Genomic DNA, 3,967 nt, shown 5'->3' on the forward strand with positions numbered 1-3,967 from the left:
GGTGGGTCGACGCACACGGCGGACAACGGGCCGTGCTCGACCTCATCGACCGACTCCACCGCGGCGAACGCTTTGCCGCGCTTTCTACGGCTAAGCCTTGATCCACCGATGCAGGTTGGCGTCGATTGCCGGTTGACCGTTGCGGTATTGAGTTTTTCGGCGGGTGTGCGGAGACCGCTGATCATGTGGTCGGTTTGCTCCGGTTGTGATGGCTCGGGGTGGGGTGGGGGTTGTGGCCTGTGGTCGGGCCGCCCGGTTCTGCTGGTGGGTGTGGTCAGCCGGGTGTGGTCTGGACGGTGGTGAACAGGTTGTCGAACCCTGTCTGCCAGGGCCAGTGTTCGGGTAGGTGCAGGTGGACGGTGCGGGCTCGGTGCGCGAGCCGACCGGCGATGGTGATGATGCGGGTCCGGATGGTGGCGGGCCGGGCGGTCGACCAGGTGCCGGCGGCGAGGTGCCCGGCGGCGCGGGTGAGGTTGTGGGCGATCGCGGCGCAGGCCAGCCAGGCGTCGTTCGCGTTGAACCGGCCGGAGGGCAGGTGCGCCAGAGGGCCTGCGATCAGGTCCGCGTTGACCTGCTCGATGATCGCATGTGCCCGGTGCTGCGCCTCGGCCTGCACGAGGGTGTAGGGGCTGTCGGTGAACACCGTGTGATACCGGTATTCGGGGAGCAGTTCCTGCTGGCCGCGGACCTGGGCCGGGTCGTCGCGGCGGATCCGGCGCACGATCAGCCGGGCGGTCACGGCGTGGCGGGTCCCGGCGAACGCGGTATACGTGGTCTCGGCGATCTGGGCGTCGGAGATCCACCGTTGCTGGTCTTCGTCCCAGACGGCCTTCGGGTACTTGATGTCGATCCACTGATCTGCGGTGATGTTCTCGCAGGCGGTCCGGATTTTCGCGTCGATGCGGGTGGTGACTGAGAACCGCACGCGGCGGCGCCGGCACGTGGTGACGACGGTCTTGGCGTAGAACGCCGAGTCGGCCCGGACCACGATTTCGCCCGCAGCGCCGCAGGCGCGGGCGGTGCCGATAGCTTCGGCGATCATGCTCGCCGCACCACGCGCGGAGCCGGCATTACCGCTGCGCAGCCGGGTGGCGGCGATCACCGGTGCGGACAGCGGAGTGGACAGCGTCGCCACGAGGGGGTTGTAGCCGCGCAGCCAGACGTTGTAGCCGCCGATCTTGGCGTGGCCGAACCCGATGCCCTGCTTCTGCTTGCCGTAGACCCGGCGCAGCATCGAGTCGATATCCACAAAGCACAGCGTGTCGGCGCCGGTCAGGATCGGCGCTCGGCCGGCGAGCCCGATCAGCGCATCACGGGCGGCGGCCTGCAACTGCCGCACATGTCCGTGGGTGAAGGTGCGCAGGAACGACCCGAGTGTCGAGGGCGCGTACACGTCGGTGAACAGTTTGCGCATGCCGCCGTGGCGGGCCACGTCGAGGTCGTCGATGCTGTCGGCCCCGGCCAGCATCCCGGCCACGACCGTGGCGACCTTGCCCGCCGCGTTGGCCCCCTTGTCCGTCGGTAGCCGTACCCGGTCGGCGACCGCGTCGTGCAGACCGGCCTGCTCGGCCAAACGCATCACCGGGAGCAGACCGGCACACGACACCAGATTCGGATCATCGAACGTCGCGCGCACCACGGGCGCGTCATGGCGTAATCTCACCTGCGAGGTGCCCTCTCGAACCGGCGGAATAGAAGCTTCGCAACTCCTATCCTTCCAGCTCAGAGGGCACTTTCCGTCTCCGGGGCTCCGTCATCTCAGCGTTCGTCGGTGGATCGAGGCTCAGTGACCAGCTACACGCGGTGATCGACCCTTGATCGGTTCCCTGCACGGACGGCGGCATGTACGTGCGCATGACTCGTGCGTCTGTGAGGGTGCATCCGACGGTGGGTGCCGTTATCAGGGCGATTGGTTTCCGATCGCTGGGGCGGCGGTTAGTCGCGTCGGCGTTAACCCGTGCCCGGTCGCCGTTGAAGTCCGGGTTGAGGCGGTCGGCCAGACAGGACCGGTGCGCGGCGAACGACGCACATCCCGGTCCCTCACTGCTGCGCACATCGACGGTGACGTCGTCGCCGCCAGGGCTGAGGATCGTGAGCTGGCCGCAGCATCCGCATGGCCAGCTGAACTCACGCAGGTCCGCGGCACGCATCGTGAGGCGTATCCAGACGGGCGGGTGATACCGGCTGATGTGAGCCCGACGGGCTGTCGATGACGCCGGCGTCAACCGACGCGCCCACCGTTTCATATCCGATGACCTCGGCCATGACCCCCCAACGCTCATGGCTCATGACCGTCGCCCGGACGGCGGTGCCCGCCACCAGGTCACAGCCAACGCTGTCGAAACGCTGCACCGGCTGATCGTCGCGCACGGCGGGCCGAACGTCTCGATGACCTCCGACAGCGTCCGGTCCTGCGTGACCCACCCGCTGATGCCGGTGCTTAGCTGGTGAAACTCCGCCGCCGTCAAGGCCCGGTCAAGATCGAGTCAGCCGAAACGATGAGCGATTTCGGCATATACCGACGCCGTGGCGTCCCGCACCGCCCCTACCGGCAGAACGATGACATCCGTCGCGGTGAAGGCACCACGGTCGCGTAGCAGGTCGAATTCTGCCTGCCACGGCGTCAGGCTGCCGTCCACGGCAGCCATCGCCTCCAGCAGAAGCCGCTCAGCAATCTCGTTCCGCCCGTACATGCCAGGACGACGAAGCACGTCGTTCACCTTCGACCGGTGATGCCGACGTGCCTTATCCAGAACGGAGGCGGAATCCGCATCGCTACTCATCGCTGCCGATCATGCCACCCGACGGGACTCCGGAGGACTGTCCGACATCGCCGGCGGCATCGACAGAGTGATGGTCGTCGGGCTCGCGCTCGAGGCCTGCGGTTACGCGGTTGCCGCAGGCGCGAAGCCGCGCAGGCGCAAGGCGTGCGCCGCGAAGCGGATCCGGTATACGTCGGGCGCCGCCTGTTGTCGGGGAATCTTGCGGTGCCCGGCACCGGGCCGTGTCCCGGACCAAGGTTTGGACGGAGGGCCGGGGTCGTTGCCTTCGGCGGTTCGCTGCCTGGGGCGGCCCGGTGCAGAGTCCATCGGACCCCGGTCCTCCGCGCGGTGAAGAGTATCGGCGCCCGCCGGCATTCGGGTGCCGGTTATGGTGGATTTAATCCGCTAATAAGCTGTCGATTAGCCATAGTCGTTCGCTCCTCGAGGATCGCCTGGACCACGACGAACTGCTCCTCGGTCACCAGCGGTTTGTGGGCGATCTGGTGCGAGACGACCCAGTGCGGGGCAGTGTTCCACCGCTGGCGGGGTACTGGCTCGAGCGGTACATCGGGCCGGACGACTCCGGGATGGTGGATTGCGAACAGCAGCCGACCGGGCGGGCGGCCAAAGGCCTACCGCCCGGCATTGGCTGACTCAGGTGCCGTAGACGACCACGGCGCAGCGGTTCGTGTTGTCCTGAGGCCGCGCGTAGCCCAGACAGACCCAGACCTCTGTCCAGCGGTACTGGGTGCCGGCGTTGGACTCCCAGTGCAGGCTGGCGCCCCCGGCGGTGCTGGTGTCGTCGACGGCGATTGCATTGGTGTACTGCTGCGACCAGTAGATGTACGCGCGGGCGGCGTACCCGTCAGCTTTTTGATCCTTAATGTAGTTGTTGGTGTTCGTGTCGAGCCAGGCGACGCCGTAGCTGTTGATGCAGAGGCGTGCCGCCGCAGTGGCGCCTGTCCCGCCGCTCGGGCTCGCGACGCTGGCGGTGCCGTAGTAGCAGCCAGCCGCTTGGGCTGGCGACGCGGCGGCGACGGCCACGCCGCCCCCGAGGACGGCCGCAACGACGAAGACGGTGGCACGGCGGATCAGTCGGTTGGTCATCTCCTACCTCCTCGTATTGCCAAGTCCGTTCGAACGATGCACCCACCATGCGCAATCGTGAATGGAGGAACGTTGAAAGAACCTTGAATCGGCAGCCC

5 protein-coding genes are annotated in these 3,967 nt (G+C 67.3%); 1 reads left to right on the plus strand and 4 read right to left on the minus strand.

Features of this window, described 5'->3' with window-relative positions:
• Positions 1 to 185, minus strand: a 185-nt coding sequence (locus AB0M52_RS31825) for a hypothetical protein (protein WP_363961368.1), incomplete at its 3' end; no start/stop codon positions are given.
• 89 nt (positions 186 to 274) lie between these two features.
• Complete coding sequence (locus tag AB0M52_RS31830) at positions 275 to 1,663, minus strand: IS1380 family transposase (protein ID WP_363961370.1); 1,389 nt, start codon at positions 1,661 to 1,663, stop codon at positions 275 to 277.
• A gap of 617 nt (positions 1,664 to 2,280) precedes the next feature.
• On the opposite strand from AB0M52_RS31830, the gene AB0M52_RS31835 reads away from it, so the two are divergent.
• Positions 2,281 to 2,451 (plus strand): hypothetical protein, encoded by a 171-nt coding sequence (locus tag AB0M52_RS31835; RefSeq protein ID WP_363961372.1) that lies wholly within the window; start codon positions 2,281 to 2,283, stop codon positions 2,449 to 2,451.
• Between the two features lie 35 nt (positions 2,452 to 2,486).
• Here the strand turns inward: AB0M52_RS31835 and AB0M52_RS31840 are convergent, their stop codons facing one another.
• Together AB0M52_RS31840 and AB0M52_RS31845 are read right to left on the minus strand one after the other, a co-directional pair.
• Positions 2,487 to 2,783 carry a hypothetical protein gene (locus AB0M52_RS31840; protein WP_363961374.1) on the minus strand — a complete coding sequence of 99 codons (297 nt, stop codon included), beginning with the start codon at positions 2,781 to 2,783 and terminating at the stop codon, positions 2,487 to 2,489.
• 633 nt (positions 2,784 to 3,416) lie between these two features.
• Entirely contained in the window at positions 3,417 to 3,869 is a 453-nt protein-coding gene (locus tag AB0M52_RS31845; RefSeq protein WP_363961376.1) for a hypothetical protein, read from the minus strand.
• Positions 3,870 to 3,967: the final 98 nt, after the last annotated feature.

The sequence above is a fragment of the Micromonospora sp. NPDC051296 genome, from assembly GCF_040682255.1.
GTDB lineage: Bacteria > Actinomycetota > Actinomycetes > Mycobacteriales > Micromonosporaceae > Micromonospora > Micromonospora craterilacus.

Excerpts from the sequence above, each read along its gene's own strand:
- AB0M52_RS31835 (WP_363961372.1), top strand. The coding sequence starts at position 2,281 with ATGGCTCATGACCGTCGCCCGGACGGCGGTGCCCGCCACCAGGTCACA.
- AB0M52_RS31845 (WP_363961376.1), bottom strand. The coding sequence starts at position 3,869 with ATGACCAACCGACTGATCCGCCGTGCCACCGTCTTCGTCGTTGCGGCC.
- AB0M52_RS31840 (WP_363961374.1), bottom strand. The coding sequence starts at position 2,783 with ATGAGTAGCGATGCGGATTCCGCCTCCGTTCTGGATAAGGCACGTCGG.